Consider the following 24,049-nt stretch of genomic DNA (forward strand, 5'->3'; position numbering starts at 1 on the left):
GTTCATGGATGGCTCCCTTCGTTGGCCGTATTCACAGCACCCAACATGGCACATTGCGATGCCGGAAGCGGGAGCCATCCACTCCATCAATGGCGTTCCAATGGCTCACGCCCGACTGCCAGACCGCCGAAATCCACATCCGCATCGCCCTCATGAACCGCTTCTCGGCCCTCGGCACCGCCGAGATCGTCCGCGTGGCATGACGTCAATGGGGTAAGGGGAAGTCACGTCTCAGGCCTGAGTTCTGCAACACTGCCGTTTGAGACTGAGAGCCGACGAAACCTCAACGGAGTACGTCTCTCTTCGGGCTTTTCCATGTGCAAACTCCAGCACAGGTCTTAATGTAGTGAGTCACAGTGGTCGCTTTGGTCAAAGGCGAAGTTACATTTTTGTGCGCAGATCTGTGAGACCCGGGCATGGTTCGTCGAGATCGATGAGCGTGTTCGTAGGACACGAAAAACCCCGCCAAACCAGAGGCTTGGCGGGGTTGATGAGCTAAGGTGCTCCCGATGCGCTCTTTACTCTTGCTGGCCCATGAACATCAGCAGGAACTGGAACATGTTCAGGAAGCTGATATAAAGGTTCAGCGCGCCGTCATAGGCGGCCTTGTCGAGCCATTCCTGATCGCCCTGAGCGGCATGTTCCACGTAGACGTTCTTGATCTCTTGCGTGTGGAACGCGGTGAGGCCCGCGAAGATCAGCACGCCGATGGACGAGATCGCGAACATCATCGCTTCGCTCTGCAGGAAGATGTTGACGATCATCGCGACAATCAGGCCGATCACGCCCATGATCAGGAAGCTGCCCCAACCAGAGATGTCCTTCTTGGTGGTGTAGCCCCAGAGCGACAGCCCCGAGAACGCGATCGCCGTGACCACGAAGGTCTGCGCGATCGAGAAGTTGGTGAACACCAAGAAGATCGAACTGAGTGACAGCCCGATCAGCGCCGCGAAGCCGAAGAAGCCCAGCTGCACGCCGGCGGCGGGTGCGCGGCGCAGAAGCGAGCCCCAGCCAAGAAAGATGAAGGCCAGCGGTGCCAGCATCACCACCCATTTGAGCGGGGACAGGTAAAGCGCGGCCCCGAGACCGGTCAGCAGCTTGCCGTTGCCAAGCTCCGCCGCGGCGGCGGATGGATCGGTCGTCACGGCCAGTCCGGAAATGGCCCATGCCGCCAGAGCGGTGATGAGCATGCCGATGGACATGGTCGCGTAGACCTTGTTCATATGCGCGCGAAGACCCGCGTCGATCTGCTTGGACTGTGTCCCTGCCGCCGACCGGATCGTGTTGTACTCAGCCATGTAATCCCTCCGATATGTGGATGTCAGTCTTTTGACCCAGACTTTACTCGCAATATCGGTGAGGTTGCGGGCGTTTTCAAGTTTTTCCGACAGTTTTCGGCATGTTCTCTGCGACGCCGCCTGATGGCTGCACAGCATCCCCGCCCGCACAGCGTGATATCGCGCTAGATCAGTCCTGCGCCGTCGTGACCACCACCTTGCCGGTGGATGTGCGGCTGCGCAACAGGTCCAGCGCCTCTTCGGCCTGTTCGAGCGGCAGGACATGGCTGACATGCGGTCTGATCCGGCCCTCGGCATACCAGTCGAACAGGGTGCGCAGGCTGTCGGTGACCACCTCGGGGTGGAATTTCAGGTAGCCGCCCCAGTACAGCCCCATCACCGACAGGTTCTTGACCAGCAGGTGGTTGGCCGGAACCTGCGGCACATCGCCGCTGGCGAACCCGATGGTCAGGATCCGCGCCTCGGGGCGGCAGGCGCGAAAGGCGGCCTTGAACTGGTCGCCGCCGACCGGATCGTAGACCACGTCGACGCCGCCCAGCCCCTTGCAGACGTCGCGAATATCCTCGGACCGCGCGTCGATGAGGTGATCGGCGCCGGCGCGGCGCACCACGTCGAGCTTGTCAGGCCCGCGCGCGCAGGCGATCACCCGAGCACCCATCAGCTTGCCGATCTCGACCGCGGTCAGCCCGACGCCACCGGCCGCGCCCAGCACCAGCAGCGTCTCGCCGGGTTGCAGCCGCGCCTTGTGGTCCAGCGCCACGTGGCTGGTGCCGTAGGCGACCTGGAAGGCGGCGGCGTCCGTGAAGCTCATGGCGTCGGGCAGAAGCACCGCGCGCTCGGCGGGAAAGCAGCCCTGCTCGGCCAGTCCGCCATGCCCGCCAAAGACCGCGACGCGGGCGCCGACCGGCGGCCCGTCGGTGTCGGGCCCGCGCGACGTGACGCGCCCGGCGACCTCCATCCCGAGGGTGAAGGGGGGCGCGGGCATTTCCTGGTATTCGCCCTTGATCATCAGCAGATCGGCGAAGTTCAGCCCGCAGGCGGCGATGGCGACGCCGATCTCGCCCGCCTGGGGCGTGGGCTCGGCGATCTCGCGCAGGGCGGGCGGTGTCCCGGCAGAGGGGATGGCATAGGCGCGCATGGCGTTATTCCGGTTGTTGGCGCTGCAACGCTAGACCACCGGTGCCGCCGGTTTCAATGCGATTCGAACGGGTTCGCCCACCTGTGACCCCGAAAATGCACGGCCGGGGGTTTCCGTCAGGCGGATGAAAGCGGGTTCGCGTTTGAATTGAGTAGTTTGCGGAGACAGCACGTTAACGATTAGCGATATAACTTGTTTTCCGGCGTGAAATTGGTATGTATTAAGGAGCTGCTGGGATGCGTGGCGCAATGTCTTAAAGGTGCGGCAACGGTGACGGTCCATCCGATTGTCGCATCATGTTCGAAATGTTTCGAAGAGGAAAATCTTATGTCGCACCCCGTTGACGTGCATGTTGGCAAACGCATCCGCCACAGACGCTGGCTCGTCGGAATGACGCAGCAGCAGCTGGCAGAGGCTGTCGGAATCAAGTTTCAGCAGATTCAGAAATACGAAACCGGGGCGAACCGGGTGAGTGCATCGCGGCTGTGGGATATCGCAGCGGCGCTCGACATTCAGGTCAGCTTCTTTTTCGAAGGCATCGACGACAAGGAGAATGTCGGGGCCACGGGGCGTCTTTCGGACGACTTGATCGGGGACAAGGAAGCACTCGATCTTGTGCGCTCCTATTACGCGATCCCCGAGAATCAGCGTCGCCGCCTTTTCGATCTTGCGCGGGTTCTGAGCGAGGTTGCGTGAGCGACCCCACGATTTCGACAACGAAAACAAATCCTTACCCGGTCGAGGAGACAGGCGCGATCAGGCGGGCCGCGCATGCGGTCGCCGATGCCGCCCGGGGAGCGATCCTGCCGCATTTCCGCAGTGCGGGCCTGCTGACCGACAACAAGATGTCCGACGGGTCGTTCGATCCGGTCACGCAGGCGGATCGCACGGCGGAATTGGCAATGGGGTCTGTTATCAGGGACTTGCGCCCCGAAGATGCCATACTGGGTGAAGAGTACGGCGCGCAGTCGGGATCGTCGGGCCTGACCTGGGTGCTCGACCCGATCGACGGGACGCGGGCGTTTCTGTCCGGCGCCCCGACCTGGGGGGTACTGATTGCGGTGTCGGATGCGACTGGCCCCATATATGGTATCATCGATCAGCCCTATATCGGCGAACGCTTCGAGGGCGGCTTTGGCCGGGCCGCGCTTTGCGGACCGTATGGCACCCTGCCGCTGCGCGTGCGGGGCGACCGACCGCTGGCCGACGCGATCCTGTTCACCACCTTTCCCGAGGTTGGCACGCCCGCCGAGGGCGCGGCCTTCGCGGAGGTGGCAAACCGCGTGAGGCTGACGCGCTACGGCCTTGATTGCTATGCCTATTCCATGCTGGCCCTCGGGCAGATCGACCTCGTGATCGAGGCGGGGCTGCACGCCTACGATGTGGGCGCACCGATCGCCGTGATCGAGGCGGCGGGCGGCATCGTCACCGACTGGCAGGGGCGCCCCGCGCATGAGGGCGGCCGTGTGGTGGCGGCCGCGGGGCGGCAACAACACGCTGCCGCGCTGGAGATCCTGTCGCGGGTGCCGTGACGGCGAACCTGTACACAACAGGCCGCGGTTTTTCACAAACTCGCCCGCGCGCGCGACAGTCCCTCAGCCAGTCCCTCAGCCGAAGATCCGCGGCTTGAGCTTCAGGATCGTCTCGCCCATCTCGGCACTGATCTGGCGGGCGGCTGCAAGCGCCTCCTGGTGGGCGCCGTAGCCGGTGGCGACGGCAGCGTCGATGGTCGCGCTTTGCACCAGGCTTGCGACAAGTTCGGGGTGGTCGCGGGCGTAGCCGTCGCCGAACTGGGCGTCGATGGCGCGGGTGGCCTCGGCGAGGTGCCGGGCCGCGGCTGTGGGGATTTCGGTCATCGGGGGCTCCTTTCGGGATCTGTCATCCTGTTGACGACACGACAATAGGCCGAACACCCGGCGATCCAATTCGTCGCGCCGCGCATCGCGACCGGTCATGTCACCGGCCGCCCCGCGACCCAGACCTGCGCGATGGCGCGATCGTCGCCCATCATGATCGTCGGGAAAAGCGCGCTCCAGATATCGCCGGCGCGGTCGGCGCGTTGCGCGATGGCGGGGGTCGAGGCGAGGTCGAGGGTGACCAGATCGGCCTCCATCCCCGGGGCGATGGTGCCGATGCGGTCGCCGAGATGCAGCGCCTGTGCCGATCCGGCGGTGGCCAGCCACAAAAGCTGCGCGGGGTGCAGGGCGGTGCCAGAAATCTGGCCGATCTCGTAGGCTGCCGCCATGGTGCGCAGCATCGAGAAGGACGAGCCGCCACCGGTATCGGTGGCAAGTCCGACGCGGCAGTCCTCGGCGACGCGCGCGGCGAGATCGAACAGCCCCGAGCCGATGAAGGTGTTCGAGGTCGGGCAGTGGATCAGCGCCGCGCCGACCTCTGCCAGCCGGGCGCGTTCACGCGGGGCAAGATGAATGGCATGACCGTAAAGCCCGCGCGCGCCCAGCAGGCCGTGCGCCTCGTAGGTGTCGAGGTAGTCGCGCGCCGCCGGGAAAAGCGACGCGACCCACGCGACCTCGTCGGGCTGTTCGGCCAGATGTGTCTGCATCAGGCAATCGGGGTATTCGGCCCAGAGCGCGCCGAGCGCCTCGAGCTGTTCGGGCGTCGAGGTCGGCGCAAACCGCGGCGTGATGGCATAGCCCAGCCGGTCCACGCCGTGCCACGCCTGCAACAGGCGCTTGCTGTCGTCATAGGCCGATTGCGCGGTGTCGCGCAGGTCGTCGGGCGCGTTGCGGTCCATGCAGGTCTTGCCCGCCACGGCGCGCAGCCCGCGCGCGCGGGCTGCCTCGAAGAACGCGGTCACGCTGCCGGGATGGATCGTGCAATAGCTGACGGTCGTGGTGGTGCCATGCGCCAGCGTGAGGTCGAGGTAGCGGTGCGCGACCTCGTCGGCATATGTCGGGTCGGCAAAGCGCGCCTCTTCGGGGAAAGTGTAGGTGGTCAGCCAGTCGATCAGCCGCTTGCCCCAACTGGCGATGATCGCGGTCTGCGGATAATGCGCGTGGGCATCTATGAACCCGGCGGTGATCAGCCGCTCGCCCATGTCGCGATGCACCGCGCCGGGATAGGCGGCGCGCAGATCGGCGCGCGGGCCGAGGGCCGCGACATGGCCATCCGCGATGACCAGCGCCTCGTGCAGGCGCGCGGCCTCGGCCGGATCGCCGTCGAAGGGGGACCGGTCGTAGGCCAGGATCCGGCCGGTGAGAAGGGTGTCGGGCATCGCGAGGCGGGTCCGCTTCGGTCAAAGGCTGCGCGACCCGCAGGGTAGAGGCTGGCGATCTCGGGGTAAATCGCCCCATTGTCATTGTTTTAACCACCACCCTTCTTTATCCGTGATCGGGATTCAGGCGACGGGAGTGCGCGACATGGATGACAAGGACGACGTGGCGACCCCCGAGAGCGAGCCGGGGGAGGATGCCAATCCGCTCAACACGCAGGCCGTGTCGCGGATCATGGAGGCCGTGGACACCGATGATCGCGAGCGTCTCTGGCAGGAGATGGAGCCGCTGCACGCCGCAGACATCGCCGACCTTCTCGAACAGATCGGCGGAACCGACCGGCGCCGGCTGATCGCGCTTTACGGCACCGAGTTCGACGGCGAGATCCTGTCGGAGCTTGACGAGTCGATCCGCGAGGAGGTGATCGGCCTGCTGACGCCCGAGGTTCTGGCCGACGCGGTGCGCGAGCTCGAATCCGATGACGTGGTCGACCTGGTCGAGGATCTGGAGGACCGCCAGCAGGACGCCATCCTCGGCGCGCTCGAGGCGAGCGACCAGCTGGCGGTGCGGCAATCGCTGAGCTACCCGGAATACTCCGCCGGTCGCCTGATGCAGCGCGAGGTGGTGATGGCCCCCGAGCACTGGACCGTGGGCGACGTCATCGATTTCATGCGCAACGCCGAGGACCTGCCCGAGCAGTTCTATCACATCATCCTTGTCGATCCGCGCCTGCACCCGGTCGGCAACGTGATGCTGGGGCGGATCATGGCCGCGCGCCGCACCGTGGCGCTGCGCGACATGGTCGAGGAGACGTTCCACGTCATCCCCGTCACGCAGGCCGAGGGCGACGTGGCCTATGCGTTCAACCAGTATCACCTGATCTCGGCGCCGGTGGTGGACGAGGAGGGCCGGCTTGTCGGCGTGATCACCATCGACGACGCGATGGCGGTGCTGGATGCCGAGCACGAGGAGGACATCTTTCGCCTCGCCGGCGTCAGCGAGGAGGGCAGCCTGAGCGACACGGTGATGGATACCGTCAAGCGCCGCGTGCCGTGGCTGGCGGTGAACCTGGTGACGGCGATCCTGGCCTCGCTGGTGATCTCGATATTCGACGAGGCGCTGGCGCAGCTGGTGGCGCTGGCGGTGCTGATGCCCATCGTGGCGTCGATGGGGGGCAATGCCGGCACCCAGAGCCTTACGGTGGCGGTGCGCGCGCTGGCGACCAAGGATCTGACCGGCGCGAACGTCAAACGGGTGCTGATGCGCGAGGTCTCGGTCGGGCTGATCAACGGCGTGACCTTCGCGGTGGTGATGGGGATCGTCGGGGTGATCTGGTTCGGCGGGTTCGGGCTGGGCTACGTGATCGCCGCCGCGATGGTCATCAACCTTGCCGTGGCCGGTCTGGCCGGGGCGGCGATCCCGGTGGTCATGGACCGGATGGGGGTCGATCCCGCTCTGGGATCGGGCACCTTCGTGACGACGGTGACGGATGTCGTCGGGTTCTTCGCCTTTCTCGGGCTGGGGGCGATGTTCCTGTTATGAGCGACCGCGACGGGATCAAGCAGGCGGCGCGCAAGGCGGCTTTCGCGCGGCGGGCCGCGGCGCACAAGCTGGATGACGGCGCCGGGGCGCGGCATCTTCGGGACGTGCTGCGGGCGTGGCGCGGGGTGCCGGTGGCGGGCTACCTGCCGATCCGCACCGAGATCGATCCGCGCCCGGCGATGGCCGAAGCCGCCAAGCACGGCCCGGTGGCGGTGCCGGTGATCGTCGGGCCGGGGCGCCCGCTGCTGTTCTCGCGCTGGGCCCCGGATTGCACGCTGCGCGACGGGCCGTTCGGCGCGATGGTGCCGGAGGTCGACGATTTCCTCGAGCCCGAGGTGCTGATCGTGCCGCTGGTGGCCTTCGACCGCGCGGGCGGGCGGCTGGGCTATGGCGGCGGCTTTTACGACCGCACGCTGGAGAGGCTGCGGGCGCAGCGCCCCACCGTCGCGATCGGCTTTGCCTATGCCGCGCAGGAGACCGAGGCGCTGCCGCTGGAGGCGACCGACCAGCCGCTCGACATGGTGGTGACCGAGGCGGGCGTGATCGGGATCGGCGACTGACGGGTCTGCCGGGGACCGGGCCGTGCGCCGGGCCGCAACGCAGGGTGTCGAGTATTTTTGGAAAGATGAAGGGCAGGGTGGCGACCCATCCCGAACGCTTGCGCTTGCGGGCGCGCGGACCTATCAGGGCGGCATGAAGATACTTTTCCTTGGCGATGTCATGGGGCGTGCGGGACGCGCCGCGGTGGCCGACAATCTGCCCGCTTTGCGCAAGGCCTGGACCCTCGATTTCGTGGTGGTCAACGGCGAGAACGCCTCTGGCGGGATGGGGCTGTCGGCGGCGCATGCGACGGGCCTGTTCGAGGCCGGGGCCGATTGTGTCACGCTGGGCGATCACGCCTTCGACCAGAAGGACATGCTGCAGGCGGTCGAGCGCGAGACGCGCCTCATTCGGCCGCTGAACTATGCAAAGGTCGCCCCCGGGCGCGGGCACCGGGTTTTCACCGATGCCCGGGGCCGCAGGATCCTCGTGGCGCAGGTGCTGGGCAACGTGTTCATGCGGCGCGCCTTCGACGATCCGTTCTCGGCCATCGACACGGTGCTGCGCACGCATCCGCTGGGCGGGGCGGTGCAGGCGGCGGTGGTCGACATGCATTGCGAGGCCACGTCCGAGAAGATGGCGATGGGCCATTTCTGCGACGGGCGCGCCAGCCTCGTGGTGGGCACGCACACGCATATCCCGACCGCCGACGCTCAGATCCTGACCGGGGGTACGGCGTTCCAGGGCGATGCGGGGATGTGCGGCGATTACGATTCGGTGATCGGCATGGACAAGGCTGAGCCGATGCGCCGGTTCGTGACCGGCATGGGCCGCGACCGCTTCACCCCCGCGATGGGGGCGGTGACGCTGGCGGGCGTCTATGTCGAGACCGAGGACGCCACGGGGCGTGCGACCCGTATCGAGATGGTGCGCCAGGGCGGGCGGCTGCCGCAGGCCGGGCCGTAAGCGGGCCCCGGGGCGTTGCCCTGCTGTCCCTGAGCGGGTAGAAGGCCCCGAATTCCGGATTTCGCAGGAGACACGCACGATGGCCGGCCATTCCAAATGGGCGAATATTCAACACCGCAAGGGACGCCAGGACGCGGTCCGCGCCAAGCTGTTCTCGAAATTCTCCAAGGAGATCACGGTCGCCGCCAAGATGGGCGATCCCGATCCCGAGAAGAACCCGCGGCTGCGGATGGCGATCAAGGAAGCCAAGTCGCAATCCATGCCCAAGGACAATATCGAGCGCGCCATCAAGAAGGCGCAGGGCGGCGATGCCGATGACTACGAGGAGATCCGCTACGAGGGCTACGGCCCGGGCGGCGTCGCGGTGATCGTCGAGGCGATGACCGACAACCGCAACCGCACCGCCAGCAACGTGCGCAGCACCTTCACCAAGCAGGGCGGCAACATGGGCGAGACCGGCAGCGTGGTCTTCATGTTCGAGCGCAAGGGCGAGATCACCTATCCCGCCGAGGCCGGCGATGCCGAAACGGTGCTGATGGCGGCGATCGAGGCCGGTGCCGAGGATGTCGAGAGCGGCGAGGACGGTCACGTGATCTGGTGTGCCGATACCGACCTGAACGATGTGGCGACGGCGCTGGAGGCGCAGCTGGGCGAGTCGCATTCGACCCGGCTGGTCTGGAAGCCCAACATGACGACCGAGATGGACCTCGAGGGCATGCAGAAGCTGATGAAGCTGATCGAGGCGCTGGAGGACGACGACGACGTGCAGCGCGTCACCACAAATTTCGAGGCCCCCGACGAGGTGATGGAGCAGCTGTGACGGCGCCCGCGATCGCCGACCCTTCGGAGGCCGCGACGCGCGGCATCTTGCGCGCCCTGTCGCGGCTGTCATTATGTCGCCGACACCTCAAGGGAGAGACGAGATGAAATCCATCATGACACTGGTGCTGGCCTGCCTCGTGCTGACCGGCTGCAACACCGTGCAGGGGGCCGGGCAAGATATCGAGACGGCCGGGCAGACGATCGAGGATGCCGCCGAGTGAAGGGGCGCGGGGGTCGCGGATCGGGACTTGCCGAAATCGCGGCCCGAATTGCGGCCCGATGGCTTGACCCGCGGCGCGGGCTCGCCTAACAGGACATGTCTGCACGGCTCCGGATTCGTCCGGGGCCGTGCTGTCATTGGCTGAAACCGCCAGAACCGGGGACCTCGCCGAGGGCCCTTCATCCGGACCGGGACGCATCCGGTCCCAACATAGGCGGGGCAACCCGTCGCAAGCTAACGGAAGACAGAAAGCATGGCACTCAAGTCGTACAATCCGACGACGCCGGGCCAGCGCGGGCTGGTGCTGATCAACCGTTCGGAGCTGTGGAAAGGTCGCCCCGTCAAGTCTCTCACCGAGGGTCTGACGAAATCGGGCGGACGCAACAACACCGGGCGGATCACCTCGCGCAGACGCGGGGGCGGGGCGAAACGCCTCTACCGGGTCGTGGATTTCAAACGCACGAAATTCGATATCCAGGCCACCGTCGAGCGGATCGAATATGATCCCAACCGCACCGCCTTCATCGCGCTGATCCGCTATGACGACGGCGAGCAGTCCTACATCCTCGCGCCGCAGCGCATCGCCGCGGGCGACAAGGTGATCGCCTCGGCGAAGGCCGACATCAAGCCCGGCAACACGATGCCCTTCTCGGGGATGCCGATCGGCACGATCGTCCACAATGTCGAGCTGAAGCCCGGCAAGGGCGGGCAGATCGCCCGGGCCGCCGGATCCTACGCGCAATTCGTGGGCCGCGATGGCGGCTACGCGCAGATCCGGCTGAGTTCCGGCGAGCTGCGCCTCGTGCGGCAGGAATGCCTCGCCACCGTGGGTGCGGTCAGCAACCCCGACAACAGCAACCAGAATTTCGGCAAGGCCGGGCGCATGCGCCATCACGGCAAGCGCCCCTCTGTGCGCGGTGTCGTGATGAACCCGATCGACCACCCGCATGGCGGCGGCGAGGGCCGCACCAGCGGTGGCCGTCACCCGGTCACGCCATGGGGCAAGCCCACCAAGGGCGCACGCACCCGCAACACCAACAAGGCGTCGCAGAAGCTTATCCTGCGGTCGCGTCACGCGAGAAAGAAGGGCCGTTAAGACATGAGCCGCTCTGTATGGAAAGGCCCCTTCGTCGATGCCTACGTCCTGAAAAAGGCCGAGGCCGCGCGCGAATCGGGGCGCAACGACGTCATCAAGATCTGGTCGCGCCGCTCGACCATCCTGCCGCAATTCGTCGGGCTCACCTTCGGTGTCTACAATGGCAAGAAGCATGTGCCGGTGAATGTCAGCGAGGACATGATCGGGCAGAAGTTCGGGGAATATTCGCCGACGCGCACCTATTACGGTCACACCGCCGACAAGAAAGCGAAGAGGAAATAAGCCATGGGCAAGGACAAGAATCCCCGCCGCGTGGCGGATAACGAGGCGATGGCCAAGCTGCGCATGCTGCGCACCAGCCCGCAGAAGCTGAACCTCGTCGCGGCGATGATCCGCGGCAAGAAGGTGGACCGGGCGCTGACCGATCTGACATTCTCGAAAAAGCGCATTTCGGACGATGTGCGCAAGTGCCTGCAATCGGCGATCGCCAATGCCGAGAACAACCACAATCTCGACGTCGACGAGCTGGTGGTGGCCGAGGCCTATGTCGGCAAGAACCTGGTGCTGAAGCGCGGACGTCCGCGGGCCCGGGGCCGGTTCGGCGCGCTGCGCAAACCGTTCTCGGAACTGACGATCAAGGTGCGTGAAGTTGAGGAGCAAGCCTGATGGGAAATAAAGTAAATCCGATTGGCATGCGCCTGCAGGTCAACCGCACCTGGGACAGCCGCTGGTATGCCGACACCAAGGATTACGGGAACCTCCTGCTGGAGGATCTCAAGATCCGCGAGTTCATCAATACCGAGTGCAAGCAGGCCGGCATCAGCCGGGTGATCATCGAGCGGCCGCACAAGAAGTGCCGCGTGACGATCCACACCGCGCGCCCGGGCGTGATCATCGGCAAGAAGGGCGCGGATATCGAGACGCTGCGCAAGAAGCTGGCCAAGATCACCGCGAGCGAGCTGCATCTCAACATCGTCGAGGTGCGCAAGCCCGAGCTGGACGCCGCGCTGGTGGGTGACAGCATCGCGCAGCAGCTCGAACGGCGGGTGTCGTTCCGGCGGGCCATGAAGCGGGCCGTGCAGAACGCCATGCGGATGGGTGCGCTGGGCATCCGGGTCAATGTAGCGGGCCGTCTCGGCGGTGCCGAGATTGCGCGCACCGAATGGTATCGCGAGGGTCGCGTGCCGCTGCACACCCTTCGGTCGGACATCGATTATGCCAGCATCCAGGCGCAAACCGCCTACGGGATCATCGGGATCAAGGTCTGGATCTTCAAGGGCGAGATCCTCGAGCACGATCCCGCGGCGCGTGATCGCAAGGCCCAGGAACTCCAGGACGGTCCCGCGCCACGTGGTGCCGGCGGCGGTCGTCGATAAGGGGACATGACAGATGCTACAACCTAAACGGACGAAATTCCGCAAGCAGTTCAAGGGCCGGATCAGCGGCGAGGCCAAGGGCGGGTCCGATCTGAACTTCGGCGGCTACGGCCTGAAGGCGACCGAGCCCGAGCGCGTCACCGCGCGCCAGATCGAGGCCGCGCGCCGCGCCATGACGCGTCACATGAAACGCCAGGGCCGGGTCTGGATCCGGATCTTCCCGGATGTGCCGGTCTCGGCCAAGCCGATCGAGGTGCGGATGGGCAAGGGCAAGGGCTCTGTTGATCGCTGGGTCTGCAAGGTCAAGCCGGGCCGGATCATGTTCGAGATCGACGGTGTCAATGACGAGACCGCGATGGAGGCCCTGCGCCTTGCCGCGATGAAGCTGCCGGTCAAGACCCGGGTCGTGGTGCGCGACGACTGGTAAACGGGCAGCGACGCCGTTTGCGAAGAATGGCCCCGGCGCGCAAGCGGCGGGGTTTTTTCATGGCCGCGTACCGTTCAGCCGTCGAGGATCTCGCGCACCGCGCGGGCGTAGCGATTCCAGCTCATCGTGGCCTTGTTGCCGGCGACGCCGTGATAATAGCTGCGCCCCGAGGCCGTCGGCAGCCCGGCCCAGATCCGCGACAGGTTCAGAAGGAAGGCGGCCTCACTGATCTTGCCGCGCTGTACCTCGGCCAGCCCGGCCTCGGCCAGCAGCAGATCGCCCAGCCGATCCTGCACATGCGGGCCGAACCGCGTGCCGGGCGGCAGGTCCAGCGTTGCCGTCAGCCGGCGCAGCGTGGCGGGGATGAACTGGTAGCGCCCGATGGCGTGGGGCTGTCCCGGCGTGGCGCGGGTCCATGCCTCGATCTCGCGCAGGGTCATTCGGGTCGGCGGCTTGGGCGGACGGATGCGCGCGCCGTGCTGTACCGCGTCGTAACCGTCGGGCCCCGCCTCGGCCAGCGCGATGAGGTCGCGCAGGCGCGCGGCGACCGAGCCGTCGGTCAGCGGTCCGGTAAGGGCCCGGCGCGAGGCCGCGCCGAAAAGCCCGTCATCCTTGCGGCCCGTGAAGAGACTGGCGCTTTGCACCGGCGGGGCCTCGCGCGCGGCGAACATCGGCTGTCGCGCGCCATTGACGAGCGGTGTGCGATCCTCGAAGAGATCGGCCGCGGCGGGGCCGGCCAGCCCGCCAACCAGCATAAGGCCGATCGCGGCCGTCCTGCGGATGAGTCTTTGCGCCGTTCTGGTGCTTTCCATGCCGGTACCCTGTCGCAAAAGGGTTGAGAAACCCTTGCGCCGCGCCGCATCTGCGATCAGAAACGGGCCATGTCGTCGATCACATCCCTTTTTGTCACCCGGCTGTACCGCGCCGCGCTGTCGGAGCACGCCCCGGCCATCGACGCGGCAGAACTGGCCGCGTCGTGCTATTCCATCGCCGAGGATGACGAGGCCGGTCAGGACTGGTGCGAGAGCGAGGGCTATCCCGGCTACACGTCTTACGCGTCACTGACCGATCTGCCCTGGCGCTTCCCGATCTTCGCCGACCTTGTGAAGGTGCTCGATTCGCATGTCGCCGATTTCGCGCGCGACCTGGAATTCGACCTCGAGGGGCGGGACCTGAAGCTCGAGGATATCTGGATCAACATCCTGCCCGAGGGCGGCAGTCATGGCAGCCATATCCACCCGCATTCGGTGATTTCCGGCACGACCTACGTCGCGATGCCCAAGGGCACCAGCGCGCTGAAGCTCGAAGACCCGCGATCGGCGCGGATGATGGCGGCGCCCGCCCGGCTGCGCGACGCGCGCGAGGAGATGCGCAGCTTCGTCTACGTGGCGCCCGTGGTGGGCGAGGTGCTGATGTGGGAATCGTGGCTGCGCCACGAGGTGCCGATGAACCAGTCCGAGGACGAGCGCATCAGCGTGAGCTTCAACTACAGCTGGGGCTGAACCCGGCGATTTCGGGCAGCGCGCATTCGGGGCTTGCAATCGGTCGGCAACATCGTCATACAGGTATGGCTAACGTTATTCTATTTCGACGCTCTGTCTCCTCTCACGGCGGTCAGTACCTCGATCCAGACCGACCACGCCGAGCTGCCGCACTTCCGCGGGCAGGACAATCAAGGAGACGACACGATGGCAAATGGCACCGTGAAATGGTTCAACGCAACTAAAGGCTTCGGCTTCATCGCACCCGACGGTGGCGGCAAGGACGTTTTCGTCCACATCTCCGCTGTCGAGCGTGCGGGCCTGACCGGCCTCGCCGACGACCAGAAAGTGACGTTCGACGTCGAAGCCGGCCGTGACGGCCGCGAGAGCGCCGCGAACCTCCAGCTCGCATAAGCGACCTGACGAGATGTATGGACGGCCCCGGGGTGACCCTCGGGGCCGTCTTGCGTTGCGGTGCCCTGTCCCCGCGGCCGGGTTTGTCGCAGGTTTCGCTTGCCCTTGCCCGCCACGTCTTTTATAGAGCGCCAATCCACGGGGGTCTCCGATGCGGAGATTCGCGTGTCTTGCACATGATCCACCGGATGTCAGGTGACCCTGAAGCAACCGTCAGGGGCCGACCGGTGTTTTGAGAAAGGAAAAGGCGATGGACGCCAAGGAACTTCGCGACAAGACCCCCGACCAGCTTCGGGAAGAACTGACGCGGCTGAAGAAGCAGCAATTCAACCTGCGCTTTCAGGCGGCGACAAGCCAGCTCGAGAACCCCGCGCAGATGCGTCTGGCGCGCCGCGACGCGGCCCGCGTCAAGACCATCCTGAACGAAAAAGCCCGCGCGGCGGCAGAGTAAGGAGCCCCTGAGATGCCCAAACGAATCCTTCAAGGGGTGGTGACCTCTGACGCCAACGCCCAGACCGTCACGGTTTCCGTGGAACGCCGTCTGAAGCACCCGGTGCTGCAGAAGACGATCCGCAAGTCCAAGAAATACCGGGCGCACGATCCGAACAACGCCTACAAGGCCGGCGATGCCGTTCGGATCATCGAATGCGCGCCCTACTCGAAAACCAAGCGCTGGGAGGTGCTGGAGGCGTAACGTCACCAAGCATTTTTCGGCATCATCGAAACCCTGGGGACCAAGGCAATGCATCGCCCCCCATAGGTCGGGAGACATCAAATGATCCAGATGCAGACCAATCTGGATGTAGCTGACAACTCTGGCGCGCGCCGGGTTCAGTGCATCAAGGTTCTGGGGGGTTCCAAGCGGAAATACGCCTCCGTCGGCGACATCATCGTCGTCTCGGTGAAGGAAGCCATCCCCCGCGGTCGCGTGAAGAAGGGGGACGTCCGCAAGGCCGTCGTCGTGCGCACCGCCAAGGAGGTCCGTCGCGAGGACGGGACCGCCATCAGCTTCGACCGCAACGCCGCCGTGATCCTGAACAACGCGGGAGAGCCGCTGGGCACGCGTATCTTCGGGCCGGTGGTGCGCGAGCTGCGCTCGAAAAGCTTCATGAAAATCATCTCGCTCGCCCCGGAGGTGCTGTAAGATGGCAGCCAAACTGAAAAAAGGCGACAAGGTGATCGTCCTGGCCGGCAAGGACAAGGGCCAGACCGGCACCATCGCCAGCGTCGATCCGAAATCCGGCAAGGCCGTGGTCGAGGGGGTCAACATGGCCATCCGCCACACCCGCCAGAGCCAGTCCAGCCAGGGCGGCCGCATCCCCAAGGCGATGCCCATCGACCTGAGCAACCTCGCCATCGCCGACAAGAACGGCAAACCCACCCGCGTCGGTTTCCGGATCGAGGGCGACAAGAAGGTGCGGTTCGCCAAGACCACGGGGGACGTGATCGATGCTTGATACTGCCGCCTACACCCCGCGCCTGCGCACGCAGTTCCGCGATGTGATCAAGCCCGCGCTCCGCGAAGAGTTCGGCTATACCAACGACATGCAGATCGCGCGGCTCGACAAGATCGTGCTGAACATCGGCTGCGGCGCCGAGGCCGTGCGCGATTCCAAGAAGGCGAAGGCGGCCCAGGACGATCTGAGCACGATCGCCGGCCAGCGCGCCGTGATTACCAAGGCCCGCAACTCGATCGCCGGGTTCCGGGTGCGCGAGGACATGCCGCTGGGCGCCAAGGTGACGCTGCGCGGCGACCGCATGTACGATTTCCTCGACCGCCTGATCACCGTCGCCATGCCGCGCATCCGCGACTTTCGCGGCGTGCCGGGCAAATCGTTCGACGGGCACGGCAACTATGCCATGGGTCTCAAGGAACACATCGTTTTCCCCGAAATCAACTTCGACAAGGTCGACGAAGTCTGGGGGATGGACATCATCATCACAACCACGGCGAAGACCGACGCTGAAGCACGCAGCCTGTTGAAGCATTTCAACATGCCGTTCACCAGCTGAGCCGGGGAAGGATTACATCATGGCCAAGAAAGCAATGATCGAGCGCGAGAAGAAACGCCAGAAGATGGTGGATCGCTACGCCAAGAAACGCGCCGAGCTCAAGGCGATCATCAACGACCAGGCAAAGCCGATGGAAGAGCGCTTTCGCGCCTCGCTGAAGCTTGCCGAACTGCCGCGCAACAGCTCTGCCACCCGGCTGCACAACCGCTGCCAGCTGACCGGGCGTCCGCATGCCTATTACCGCAAGCTGAAGATCAGCCGCATCGCGCTGCGCGATCTGGGCTCTGCCGGGCAGTTGCCCGGTGTCGTGAAGTCGAGCTGGTGAGGAGGGCAGAGATATGAACGATCCTATCGGCGACATGCTCACCCGGATCCGCAACGGGCAGATGCGCGGCAAGTCCACCATCGTCACGCCGTCCTCGAAGCTGCGCGAGCGCGTGCTCGAGGTGCTGCAATCCGAGGGCTACATCCGCGGCTTCGAGACCGTGACGGGGGCCAACGGCCATCCCAACATCGAGGTCAGCCTGAAATATTACGAGGGCACGCCCGTTATTCGCGAGATGAGCCGGGTCTCGACCCCAGGCCGTCGCGTCTACATGGGCGTGAAGGACATCCCGCAGGTCCGAAAGGGCCTGGGCGTGTCGATTGTCTCCACCTCCAAGGGTGTGATGTCGGATGCAGCCGCGCGCGCCGCCAATGTCGGTGGCGAAGTGATCTGCACGGTATTCTGAGGAGCCCCGGACATGTCTCGAATCGGAAAACAACCCGTGGCCCTGCCGGATGGCGTCACCGCCAAGATGTCGGGCCAGACCATCGAGGTGAAGGGCCCGAAGGACGCGAAGTCCTTCACCTTCAGCGACGATGTCACCATCGCCATCGAGGACGCGCAGATCAGGGTGTCGCCGCGCGGCGCCTCGAAGCGGGCGCGCCAGCAATGGGGCATGACCCGCACGGTCATCGCCAACCTCGTCCACGGCGCGACCAACACCTTCAAGCAGGAGATGGAGATCCGCGGCGTCGGCTACCGGGCCCAGATGCAGGGCAACTCGGTCAAGCTCAATCTCGGGCTCAGCCATGATGTCGAGTTCCCGATCCCCGACGGCGTCACCGTCACCGTCCCCAAGCCCACCGAGGTGGTCATCGAGGGCACCGACAAGCAGCTTGTCGGGCAGGTCGCGGCCAACATGCGTGACTGGCGACCGCCGGAGCCGTACAAGGGCAAGGGGATCCGCTACAAGGGCGAATACCTGCTCTTGAAAGAAGGCAAGAAGAAGTAAGGACGCGACAGATGGCATACAGCAAGAGAAAACTGTTCCAGAAACGCCGCATGCGCGTTCGGAACAAGCTTCGCAAGGTCAATGCCGGGCGTCCGCGCCTGAGTGTTCACCGCTCCAACAAGAATATCAGCGTGCAGCTGATCGACGACGTGCGGGGGATCACCCTCGCCGCCGCCTCGACCCTCGAGAAGGATTTCGGGCTGGTCGGTCAGTGCAATGTCGAGGCCGCAACCAGGATCGGCACCGCGATTGCCGAGCGCGCGCGGGATGCGGGCGTGACCGAGGCGTATTTCGACCGCGGCGGGTTCCTGTTCCATGGCCGGATCAAGGCCGTGGCGGATGCCGCGCGTGACGCCGGCCTGAAGATTTAAGGAGACGATAGAATGGCAAGAGAAGACAACCGCCGCGGAGGTCGCGGACGCGACGAAACGCCGGAATTCGCCGATCGTCTCGTGGCGATCAACCGGGTCAGCAAGACGGTCAAGGGCGGCAAGCGCTTCGGCTTCGCGGCGCTCGTGGTCGTCGGCGATCAGAAGGGCCGCGTGGGCTTTGGCAAGGGCAAGGCCAAGGAGGTCCCCGAGGCCATCCGCAAGGCCAACGAGGCTGCCAAGCGCGCGATGTTCCGCGTGCCGCTGCGCGAGGGACGGACGCTGCACCATGACGGCTCGGGTCACGCGGGCGCCGGCAAGATCGTCATGCGCAGCGCGCCGCAGGGGACGGGCATCATCGCCGGCGGTCCGATGCGCGCGGTGTTCGAGATGCTGGGCGTTCAGGACGTGGTCGCGAAATCCACCGGCTCGCAGAACCCCTACGCGATGATCCACGCCACCATCGACGCGCTGAAATTCCAGGCCAGCCCCCGGATGGTGGCGCAGCGTCGCGGCAAGAAGGTCGCCGATATCCTCAAGAAGGGCGACGAGGCCCCGGCGAGCGCCGAGACGGCCGAAGCGTAAGGAGCCCCCAGAGATGTCAAAAACCATCGTCGTCAAGCAGATCGGCTCGCCCATCCGGCGCCCCGAGAAGCAGCGCCAGACCCTGATCGGTCTGGGCCTCAACAAGATGCACAAGACACGCGAGCTGGAAGACACGCCCGCCGTGCGCGGCATGATCGCCAAGATCCCGCACATGGTGCAGATCGTCGAGGAAAAGGGCTGACGTCCGTTTTCTTGCGAAGAAAGCCGTCCGGAAACTTTTGACGTTTCCACACCCCGACTGCTACGCCCCGGCCCCTCAAGGCCGGGGCGTTTTGGTTTGCGCCAGAACTAGCCTGCCGATACGCTAGATGTCGTTGTAGTTGGGAGATAACAGATGCGATTTTCCACAAACGCTTTGGCTGCGAGCGTTCTCGCTTTCTGCGGAAGTAACGTCGCGGCGGCGGTCTGCGATTACAGGCCAAGCGTGAAACTTGGCAGCGCGCCTTCCAGTGCCATCGTCGGTGCAGGTGGGGCTGCCGCTGTGGGCGGGGCCGCGATGAAAGCGGCGGGCTTTTACACCTTGGTGCATGCAGGATCTGGGCTGACAATGCTCGGTTCTACGTTAGCTGGTGCATCCGGCGCAGGCACAATCGGTATAATTGCCGGCACTGGTGGTGTGCTCGGTACAGTTGGAGCCGTGCTGATGGCACCCGCGACTCTGATCGCCGGGGGCGTCGCGCTGGTCGGGGTCGGCGGGCTCGAGGCCGGGTGCTATTTCACCGATGAGCGGGTCACGGAGTACGGAGCTGTTCTGACGATGATGAAACACTTCGCGGCCAACCATCCGCAGGATCGTTTCGCCCTCGTGCATGGCATGGACGGGCGTGAAGACGACGCGATCCTCATCTGGAATCCGGAAACCGGTGAACTGGATCGCTACCTTGTAGCGGATTTGTATATCGTTAACGGCACGCTGATGCACAGGAAATGGGGGCCTAACCGCAATCTCGGGCAGATCACCTATGTCGATCCCAAGGCTGATCCGGCGGAACTGCCGCCCTCCGCGCAGGACTGACCTGCCCCTTTACCGGTGCGTGGTCCGTTACACTATCACGCGCGCCCTTGGTCGCGGTGCTACGCGGTCGGGTAATGTGTTAAAATGTCGCAGCCCGTGGTTCATCGGCACGTCAGGGGGCCGCCCTGCGCCGACCCGCGGCATCACAGGAGGAGAAAGACATGGCACATACCTATTCCGGGGGCTGCGCGCATATCCACACCCATGCCGACAGCGAACCGATCGACAATCACACCTGCCATTGTTCGGTCTGCAAGGGCGTCACTGGCCAGGACACGACGCATGTCGTGTTCTTCAAGCACGGCGACGTGGTGGCGGACAACGAGGCGGGGATGAACCGCCAGCCCTTCAATGCCAACAATCCCGACGGCCCGCTGGAGCTGTGTACCTGCGCGGAATGCGGCGCGCCGATCATGCTGGATGACAAGCAGCGCCGCATCCGGGTGATCGTGCCCAACCTGATGGGCTATGACGGCCAGATCCCCGAGGCCCCCTATCACGCCTTCTACGACCCGGCGAGCGGCGTGCCGAAGCCCGATGACGGCCGCCCGGTCCACGAGGGGCTGCGCCCGGATTTCGTCTGGCCGGACCCGGCCTGACCCGCCGGGCCCCTGCCGGGGACGCCTAGCCGCGCCCCGGCCCGTAGGATTTCGGCAGGTCCAGCACCTGTTCGGCGATATAGGCCAGGATCAGGTTGGTCGAGATCGGTGCGATCTGGTAGAGCCGCGCCTCGCGCCACTTGCGTTCGACATCATATTCCTCGGCGAAGGCGAAGCCGCCATGGGTCTGCATGCAGGCCTCGGCGGCTTCCCAGCTGGCATCGGCGGCCAGAAGCTTGGCGGTGTTGGCCTCGACCCCCGGGGTCTCGCCCGCGTCATACATCGCCGCGGCGCGGTAGACGATCGCCTCGGCCCCCATCAGGTGCGCGTGGGCGCGCGCCAGCGGGAACTGCACGCCCTGGTTGGCTCCGATCGGTTCGCCGAACACCTCGCGCGAGCGCGCGTAATCCGCGCCGGTTTTCAGGAACCACTTGGCGTCGCCGATGCATTCGGCGGCGATCAGGATGCGCTCGGCATTCATCCCCGACAGGATGTAGCGAAAGCCCTTGCCCTCTTCGCCGATCAGGCTGTCCGCCGGGATGCGCAGGTTATCGAAGAACACCTCCGTGGTTGCGTGGTTGATCATCGTGCGGATCGGGCGGATGTTGACGCGCTTGCCGATATGTTCGCGCAGATCCACCAGGAACACCGACAGACCGCCCGTGCGCGAGCTGGCCTGATCTCGCGGCGTGGTCCGGGCCAGCAGGATCATCAGGTCGGAATGTTCGACCCGCGAGGTCCAGATCTTCTGGCCGTTGATGACGTAGTCGTCGCCGTCGCGCCGCGCCGTGGTCTTAAGTGCCAGCGTGTCGGTGCCGCTGGTCGGTTCGGTCACGCCGAAGGCCTGCAGCCGCAGCGACCCGTCGGCGATCCCCGGCAGATACGCCTCTTTCTGCGCGTCCGAGCCGTGCCGCAGCAGCGTGCCCATCGTGTACATCTGCGCGTGACAGGCGGCCGCGTTGCAGCCCTGGTGGTGGATCTCTTCGAGGATCACCGAGGCCGCCGTCAGGTTCAGCCCCGATCCGCCGTAGGTTTCCGGGATCATCGCCGCAAGAAAGCCCTCGCGGATCAACGCCGCGACGAAGTCGTGCGGATAGGCGCGGCGCGCGTCCAGATCGCGCCAGTAGGGCCCCGTGAAGTCCGCGCAGACACGCGCCACGCCGTCGCGGATATCGGCATAGTCGGCTGTCGGATCGAAAGAACTCATGGCATCCCCCTTGTGCGTTTCCCCGGTCCCTGACTGTCAGGTTTTCGCGGCGAGGGGAATATCGGTGGCGCTAGGATCGGGCTTTTCACCGTCGCCGTGGACGGGCAAGGTGCCGCCACGATGCCGCAACGCAAGGAGTATCCCGATGCGCACCGATCTCTGCGGTCTTCTCGTGGTCTCCGTCGAACAGGCGGTCGCCGCGCCCTATGCGTCGAACCGGCTGGCCGAGGCGGGCGCGCGGGTGATCAAGGTCGAACGTCCCGAGGGCGATTTCGCGCGGGGCTACGATGCGCTGGTCCATGGCGAAAGCGCGTATTTCGTCTGGCTCAACCGTGGCAAGGAATCGATCTGCCTCGATCTGCGCGAGGCGGGCGATCACGCGCTGCTGGCGCGGATGCTGGGGCGTGCGGATGTCTTCATCCAGAACCTCGCGCCGGGCGCCGTGGCCAGGCTGGGACTGGCGCCGGACAGCTTGCGCGCCGCCAATCCACGGCTGATCACCGTGTCGATCTCTGGCTATGGAGAGGACGGGCCGCTGGCCGATCTCAAGGCCTATGACTTGCTGGTGCAGGCCGAAACCGGGCTGTCGTCGATCACCGGCAACGCGGCGGGGCCGGCGCGCACCGGGGTGTCGGTCTGCGACATAGCGGCGGGGATGACCGCCTACCAGGCGATCCTCGAGGCGCTGATCGGGCGCGGCATCACCGGCCGAGGCCGGCATGTCGAGGTGTCGCTGTTTCACGCTCTGGCGGACTGGATGAACGTGCCGTACCTGCAATATACCCATGGCGGCAAGGTGCCGGCGCGCGCCGGGCTGAACCATCCCAGCATCGCGCCCTACGGGGCCTATGCGGGGTCGGACGGCAAATCGGTGCTGATCTCGATCCAGAACGAACGCGAATGGGCCGTGTTCTGCGACGCGATCCTCGGGCAGCCTGGGCTGGCCCGCGATCCGCGCTTTGACAGCAACGCGGCCCGCGTCGCCAATCGCGAGGCTCTCGATGCCGTGCTGCGTCCGGTCTTCGCCGGTCTGACGCGCGATGCGATGGCCGACCGGCTGCGCGCCGCGCGCATCGCCTATGGACGGGTGAGCGAGATGGAGGATCTGAGAACCCATCCGCAGAACCGCTACGTCACCGCCGAGACACCCTCGGGCCCGGTGCGCCTGCTCGCCCCCGGTGCGGTGGTGGATGGCGCGGTGCCCGACTGCGGCGCGGTGCCCGAGCTGGGCGCACACACGGACGCCCTGCGCGCGGAATTCGCGGACGGGGACGCGGACCGGGGCTAGGCCGCAGCCCCCTTGCCCGCAAGCCTGTCCTGAACCATACGCGCCGACCAGAGGCCCGCCAGAAGTGCGGCGACGAACAGCGCCACCTGCCACCGGCCGGTGGCCAGCGCCGGAACCGCAGCCCCCGGGCAGAAGCCCGCGATGCCCCAGCCGATGCCGAACACCGCCGAGCCGCCGATGAGACGTGTGTCGAGGCTGCGGGCGGTGGGCAGCTGGAACCGCGCCTCGATCAGCGGGGCGCCGCGGCGCAGCACCATGCGGTAGCCGAGGAATGTCGTCACCAGCGCGCCGCTCATCACCAAGGCGAGGCTGGGATCCCACGCGCCGGCGATGTCGAAGAAATTGAGGACCTTGGCCGGGTTGATCATCCCCGACAGGGCGATGCCCGTGCCGAAGATAAGCCCGACGAGAAATGCGGAGAAAAGACGCATGGTATTAGGCTCCGATCACGTGACGGATGATGTAGACGGTGATCCCGCAGGCGATCATGAAGGTGATCGTCGCCGCAAGGGAGCGCGGCGACAGCCGCGCCATCCCGCAGACCCCGTGCCCCGAGGTGCAGCCCGACCCGAAACTCGCGCCGAGCCCGACGACGAAACCGCCGACGAGGATCATCGGCCAGCCGACCGGCACCTCGACCACGGGCATGGTGCCGGTGAGACCCAGCAGCAGAAGCGGCCCCGTGATCATCCCCGCGACCATCGCCGCGCGCCAGCCCCGGTCGCCGGGCGCGGCGCCCGTCAGAAGGCCCGAAAGGATCCCCGTGGCCCCCAGCACCCGGCCCTGCAGCGCCATCAGCAGCACCGCCGCCGCCCCGATCAGCACACCTCCCGCAAGCGATTCCAGCGGTGTGAACGCGGTCTCGTATCCCGTCATTTCTGTCATTCCTGTCCTGGTCGTCACCGATATATTCAGAGAATTATATATGATGCGCCGGCCCCGTTATACAGGGGAAATCCGACCGCAACGAAATCGTGATCGGGGTGGCGCCATCGCGGCCCCCGACTTTCACTGCCCATATATGAGGCAGCCTGCGGGCTTTCGCGCCGCGGATCGGCGTTTTTCGCCCGCCGCCGCGTCATCGCGGTTTGCGCGGGCCGGCGTTTGGGGCTCAATCAGCGTG

37 protein-coding genes are annotated in these 24,049 nt (G+C 65.6%); 29 read left to right on the forward strand and 8 right to left on the reverse strand.

Annotated features, from left to right (window positions below; translation table 11 throughout):
• Positions 1-203 (forward strand): hypothetical protein (locus V8324_RS01945; protein WP_336418228.1); only part of this gene is annotated, 203 nt, incomplete at its 5' end.
• 315 nt (positions 204-518) lie between these two features.
• Here the strand turns inward: V8324_RS01945 and V8324_RS01950 are convergent.
• Positions 519-1,298 (reverse strand): Bax inhibitor-1/YccA family protein, encoded by a 780-nt coding sequence (locus V8324_RS01950; RefSeq protein WP_336418229.1) that lies wholly within the window; start codon positions 1,296-1,298, stop codon positions 519-521.
• A gap of 169 nt (positions 1,299-1,467) precedes the next feature.
• Positions 1,468-2,436, reverse strand: coding sequence for an NADPH:quinone oxidoreductase family protein (locus V8324_RS01955; protein ID WP_336418230.1), 969 nt, complete (start codon positions 2,434-2,436; stop codon positions 1,468-1,470).
• Between the two features lie 327 nt (positions 2,437-2,763).
• Between V8324_RS01955 and V8324_RS01960 the strand changes: the two genes are divergently transcribed.
• Entirely contained in the window at positions 2,764-3,132 is a 369-nt protein-coding gene (locus V8324_RS01960) for a helix-turn-helix domain-containing protein (RefSeq protein ID WP_336418404.1), read from the forward strand.
• 59 nt (positions 3,133-3,191) lie between these two features.
• Complete coding sequence (locus V8324_RS01965; RefSeq protein ID WP_336418405.1) at positions 3,192-3,968, forward strand: inositol monophosphatase family protein; 777 nt, start codon at positions 3,192-3,194, stop codon at positions 3,966-3,968.
• A 75-nt stretch (positions 3,969-4,043) separates the two neighbouring features.
• On the opposite strand, the gene V8324_RS01970 is transcribed toward V8324_RS01965, so the two are convergent.
• Complete coding sequence (locus tag V8324_RS01970; protein ID WP_336418231.1) at positions 4,044-4,292, reverse strand: hypothetical protein; 249 nt, start codon at positions 4,290-4,292, stop codon at positions 4,044-4,046.
• A 95-nt stretch (positions 4,293-4,387) separates the two neighbouring features.
• The gene (gene guaD, locus V8324_RS01975; protein ID WP_336418232.1) at positions 4,388-5,671 is read right to left on the reverse strand and encodes a guanine deaminase; all 1,284 of its coding nucleotides are present in this window, start codon (positions 5,669-5,671) and stop codon (positions 4,388-4,390) included.
• 145 nt (positions 5,672-5,816) lie between these two features.
• On the opposite strand from guaD, the gene mgtE reads away from it, so the two are divergent.
• The 10 genes from mgtE to rplP all read left to right on the forward strand — a co-directional run bounded on the left by mgtE (position 5,817) and on the right by rplP (position 12,658).
• Positions 5,817-7,211, forward strand: coding sequence for a magnesium transporter (gene mgtE / locus V8324_RS01980; protein ID WP_336418233.1), 1,395 nt, complete (start codon positions 5,817-5,819; stop codon positions 7,209-7,211).
• A complete protein-coding gene (locus V8324_RS01985) occupies positions 7,208-7,771 on the forward strand; it encodes a 5-formyltetrahydrofolate cyclo-ligase (RefSeq protein ID WP_336418234.1) in 564 nt (187 codons plus the stop codon). Before mgtE ends, V8324_RS01985 begins: the two co-directional genes overlap by 4 nt.
• Positions 7,772-7,904: 133 nt before the next feature.
• Positions 7,905-8,717: a TIGR00282 family metallophosphoesterase gene (locus V8324_RS01990; RefSeq protein ID WP_336418235.1), complete on the forward strand. Its 813-nt coding sequence runs from the start codon at positions 7,905-7,907 to the stop codon at positions 8,715-8,717.
• Positions 8,718-8,796: 79 nt separating this feature from the next.
• A complete protein-coding gene (locus V8324_RS01995; protein WP_336418236.1) occupies positions 8,797-9,537 on the forward strand; it encodes a YebC/PmpR family DNA-binding transcriptional regulator in 741 nt (246 codons plus the stop codon).
• A gap of 103 nt (positions 9,538-9,640) precedes the next feature.
• On the forward strand, positions 9,641-9,760 hold the full coding sequence (locus tag V8324_RS02000; protein ID WP_336418237.1) for an entericidin A/B family lipoprotein: 120 nt from the start codon (positions 9,641-9,643) through the stop codon (positions 9,758-9,760).
• A 252-nt stretch (positions 9,761-10,012) separates the two neighbouring features.
• Positions 10,013-10,855, forward strand: coding sequence for a 50S ribosomal protein L2 (gene rplB / locus V8324_RS02005; protein ID WP_336418238.1), 843 nt, complete (start codon positions 10,013-10,015; stop codon positions 10,853-10,855).
• 3 nt (positions 10,856-10,858) lie between these two features.
• Positions 10,859-11,137: a 30S ribosomal protein S19 gene (rpsS, locus tag V8324_RS02010; RefSeq protein WP_336418239.1), complete on the forward strand. Its 279-nt coding sequence runs from the start codon at positions 10,859-10,861 to the stop codon at positions 11,135-11,137.
• A 3-nt stretch (positions 11,138-11,140) separates the two neighbouring features.
• Positions 11,141-11,521, forward strand: a complete 381-nt coding sequence (gene rplV / locus V8324_RS02015) for a 50S ribosomal protein L22 (RefSeq protein ID WP_336418240.1) — start codon at positions 11,141-11,143, stop codon at positions 11,519-11,521.
• Positions 11,521-12,231 carry a 30S ribosomal protein S3 gene (rpsC, locus tag V8324_RS02020; RefSeq protein ID WP_336418241.1) on the forward strand — a complete coding sequence of 237 codons (711 nt, stop codon included), beginning with the start codon at positions 11,521-11,523 and terminating at the stop codon, positions 12,229-12,231. Before rplV ends, rpsC begins: the two co-directional genes overlap by 1 nt.
• 13 nt (positions 12,232-12,244) lie before the next feature.
• Positions 12,245-12,658 (forward strand): 50S ribosomal protein L16, encoded by a 414-nt coding sequence (rplP, locus tag V8324_RS02025; protein ID WP_336418242.1) that lies wholly within the window; start codon positions 12,245-12,247, stop codon positions 12,656-12,658.
• 74 nt (positions 12,659-12,732) lie between these two features.
• Here rplP and V8324_RS02030 read toward each other — a convergent pair whose 3' ends face one another.
• The gene (locus V8324_RS02030) at positions 12,733-13,470 is read right to left on the reverse strand and encodes a hypothetical protein (protein ID WP_336418243.1); all 738 of its coding nucleotides are present in this window, start codon (positions 13,468-13,470) and stop codon (positions 12,733-12,735) included.
• A 69-nt stretch (positions 13,471-13,539) separates the two neighbouring features.
• Between V8324_RS02030 and V8324_RS02035 the strand changes: the two genes are divergently transcribed.
• The 15 genes from V8324_RS02035 to V8324_RS02105 all read left to right on the forward strand — a co-directional run bounded on the left by V8324_RS02035 (position 13,540) and on the right by V8324_RS02105 (position 20,431).
• The gene (locus V8324_RS02035) at positions 13,540-14,160 is read left to right on the forward strand and encodes a 2OG-Fe(II) oxygenase family protein (RefSeq protein ID WP_336418244.1); all 621 of its coding nucleotides are present in this window, start codon (positions 13,540-13,542) and stop codon (positions 14,158-14,160) included.
• A 186-nt stretch (positions 14,161-14,346) separates the two neighbouring features.
• The gene (locus V8324_RS02040; protein ID WP_336418406.1) at positions 14,347-14,553 is read left to right on the forward strand and encodes a cold-shock protein; all 207 of its coding nucleotides are present in this window, start codon (positions 14,347-14,349) and stop codon (positions 14,551-14,553) included.
• Positions 14,554-14,803: 250 nt separating this feature from the next.
• Positions 14,804-15,004 (forward strand): 50S ribosomal protein L29, encoded by a 201-nt coding sequence (gene rpmC / locus V8324_RS02045; protein ID WP_336418245.1) that lies wholly within the window; start codon positions 14,804-14,806, stop codon positions 15,002-15,004.
• A gap of 12 nt (positions 15,005-15,016) precedes the next feature.
• Entirely contained in the window at positions 15,017-15,247 is a 231-nt protein-coding gene (rpsQ, locus tag V8324_RS02050; protein WP_336418246.1) for a 30S ribosomal protein S17, read from the forward strand.
• A gap of 81 nt (positions 15,248-15,328) precedes the next feature.
• Complete coding sequence (gene rplN, locus V8324_RS02055; RefSeq protein WP_336418247.1) at positions 15,329-15,697, forward strand: 50S ribosomal protein L14; 369 nt, start codon at positions 15,329-15,331, stop codon at positions 15,695-15,697.
• Position 15,698: 1 nt separating this feature from the next.
• Positions 15,699-16,010, forward strand: coding sequence for a 50S ribosomal protein L24 (rplX, locus tag V8324_RS02060; RefSeq protein ID WP_336418248.1), 312 nt, complete (start codon positions 15,699-15,701; stop codon positions 16,008-16,010).
• Positions 16,003-16,566, forward strand: coding sequence for a 50S ribosomal protein L5 (rplE, locus tag V8324_RS02065; protein ID WP_336418249.1), 564 nt, complete (start codon positions 16,003-16,005; stop codon positions 16,564-16,566). The genes rplX and rplE overlap by 8 nt, the downstream gene beginning before the upstream one ends.
• A gap of 19 nt (positions 16,567-16,585) precedes the next feature.
• The gene (rpsN, locus tag V8324_RS02070) at positions 16,586-16,891 is read left to right on the forward strand and encodes a 30S ribosomal protein S14 (RefSeq protein WP_336418250.1); all 306 of its coding nucleotides are present in this window, start codon (positions 16,586-16,588) and stop codon (positions 16,889-16,891) included.
• A gap of 13 nt (positions 16,892-16,904) precedes the next feature.
• A complete protein-coding gene (gene rpsH / locus V8324_RS02075; RefSeq protein ID WP_336418251.1) occupies positions 16,905-17,297 on the forward strand; it encodes a 30S ribosomal protein S8 in 393 nt (130 codons plus the stop codon).
• A 12-nt stretch (positions 17,298-17,309) separates the two neighbouring features.
• Complete coding sequence (gene rplF, locus V8324_RS02080; RefSeq protein WP_336418252.1) at positions 17,310-17,843, forward strand: 50S ribosomal protein L6; 534 nt, start codon at positions 17,310-17,312, stop codon at positions 17,841-17,843.
• An 11-nt stretch (positions 17,844-17,854) separates the two neighbouring features.
• Positions 17,855-18,214, forward strand: a complete 360-nt coding sequence (gene rplR / locus V8324_RS02085; protein ID WP_336418253.1) for a 50S ribosomal protein L18 — start codon at positions 17,855-17,857, stop codon at positions 18,212-18,214.
• A 12-nt stretch (positions 18,215-18,226) separates the two neighbouring features.
• Positions 18,227-18,796, forward strand: a complete 570-nt coding sequence (gene rpsE / locus V8324_RS02090; protein ID WP_336418254.1) for a 30S ribosomal protein S5 — start codon at positions 18,227-18,229, stop codon at positions 18,794-18,796.
• Between the two features lie 13 nt (positions 18,797-18,809).
• Entirely contained in the window at positions 18,810-18,998 is a 189-nt protein-coding gene (gene rpmD / locus V8324_RS02095) for a 50S ribosomal protein L30 (protein WP_336418255.1), read from the forward strand.
• A gap of 153 nt (positions 18,999-19,151) precedes the next feature.
• Positions 19,152-19,832 (forward strand): hypothetical protein, encoded by a 681-nt coding sequence (locus V8324_RS02100; protein WP_336418256.1) that lies wholly within the window; start codon positions 19,152-19,154, stop codon positions 19,830-19,832.
• A 161-nt stretch (positions 19,833-19,993) separates the two neighbouring features.
• The gene (locus V8324_RS02105; RefSeq protein ID WP_336418257.1) at positions 19,994-20,431 is read left to right on the forward strand and encodes a GFA family protein; all 438 of its coding nucleotides are present in this window, start codon (positions 19,994-19,996) and stop codon (positions 20,429-20,431) included.
• 25 nt (positions 20,432-20,456) lie between these two features.
• Here the strand turns inward: V8324_RS02105 and V8324_RS02110 are convergent, their stop codons facing one another.
• Positions 20,457-21,638, reverse strand: coding sequence for an acyl-CoA dehydrogenase family protein (locus tag V8324_RS02110; protein ID WP_336418258.1), 1,182 nt, complete (start codon positions 21,636-21,638; stop codon positions 20,457-20,459).
• Positions 21,639-21,783: 145 nt separating this feature from the next.
• On the opposite strand from V8324_RS02110, the gene V8324_RS02115 reads away from it, so the two are divergent.
• Positions 21,784-22,926 (forward strand): CaiB/BaiF CoA transferase family protein, encoded by a 1,143-nt coding sequence (locus tag V8324_RS02115; RefSeq protein ID WP_336418259.1) that lies wholly within the window; start codon positions 21,784-21,786, stop codon positions 22,924-22,926.
• Here V8324_RS02115 and V8324_RS02120 read toward each other — a convergent pair.
• Entirely contained in the window at positions 22,923-23,357 is a 435-nt protein-coding gene (locus V8324_RS02120) for a DUF6691 family protein (protein ID WP_336418260.1), read from the reverse strand. The genes V8324_RS02115 and V8324_RS02120 overlap by 4 nt on opposite strands.
• A 4-nt stretch (positions 23,358-23,361) precedes the next feature.
• Positions 23,362-23,802 carry a YeeE/YedE family protein gene (locus V8324_RS02125; protein WP_336418407.1) on the reverse strand — a complete coding sequence of 147 codons (441 nt, stop codon included), beginning with the start codon at positions 23,800-23,802 and terminating at the stop codon, positions 23,362-23,364.
• Positions 23,803-24,049: the final 247 nt, after the last annotated feature.

The organism is Roseovarius sp. D22-M7 (assembly GCF_037083785.1).
GTDB lineage: Bacteria > Pseudomonadota > Alphaproteobacteria > Rhodobacterales > Rhodobacteraceae > Roseovarius.